The following is a 989-nucleotide window of genomic DNA, read 5'->3' on the forward strand; positions in this document are numbered from 1 at the left end:
CTGCGAGGCGCCGATGTACTCCGGCGTGAATTCGGTCGACCAGTCGGCCGCGGTCCGGTGCGCGAGCGAGAACATGGACGCCATGGACCTGCGCGGATCGCGGTGCGTCTGCACCACCACGGCGTCGGGGTAGACCTCGAGCAGCGCGTCGAGCGCGAACAGGTGGCTGGGGTTCTTGAGCACCCAGCGCCGCCCGGGGTCGTGGGCCCCGATCAGCTGCAGGTTCCGCCTGTGCCGCCGGTACGCGGGCACCCAGTCCACGCCCTGCAGCCAGGCCGAGTACCCGTCGAGCCGGGCCAGGCACTCATACGAGACCGAGGTGAGCGACTGCCGCAGCAGCTGCCAGCACTCCTCGAGGTCGTCGGCGGAGATGTAGTGCACGCCGCCGTAGTCGGGGTTCTCGGACATGAAGCCGGCGTACAGGTCGCGCAGGCCCCGGTACGTGGGGTCATCCTCCCACCGCTCCCGGGGCGGCCGCGGCCCGGGGACCTCGGTGAGCCACAACTCGAGCCCCTGGTTGGCGGGGTCCGCGCCCAGGAGCCGGTGCAGCGCCGTGGTGCCGGTCCGGGGCAACCCGGTGACCACGACGGGCCGCTCGATCTCCACGCCGGCCTGCGCCGGGTCCGCGGCGAAGCCCGCCTGCGCGACGAGCCGCGCCACCAGCGCCCCCTTGAGCACGGAGCGCCAGTACTTGCTCCCGGCCGGGGTGAGGCCGGCGTCGGTGTGCAGGGAGTCGAGCAGGACGCCCAGCGCCTCTCGGTGCCGGTCCTCGCCGTCCGCGAAGTCCTCCAGCCCGACCGCGCGGGAGGCGCTGGCGTGGAGGTCATCCACGGTCCCGACGTGCACCCGGTCCGACTCGCTCACGACAGCCCCCGGCGCGCGAACGCCTCCTGGCGGGCGGCGATCCGCTCCCGCCACTGCTCCGGGGTCACCCGCTGCTCGGCGTACCCGGGCAACTCGGCCTCGAGCCGGTCGAACGGCATGACCCG

At 73.8% G+C, this 989-nt stretch carries 1 protein-coding gene; it reads right to left on the reverse strand.

All coding sequences use genetic code 11. The features are described from left to right. Positions 1-864, reverse strand: an 864-nt coding sequence (locus B4M60_RS12800) for a sulfotransferase family protein (protein WP_291084619.1), incomplete at its 3' end; no start/stop codon positions are given. Positions 865-989 lie beyond the last annotated feature (125 nt).

It is taken from the genome of Dietzia sp. UBA5065 (genome assembly GCA_002415925.1).
Lineage (GTDB): Bacteria > Actinomycetota > Actinomycetes > Mycobacteriales > Mycobacteriaceae > Dietzia.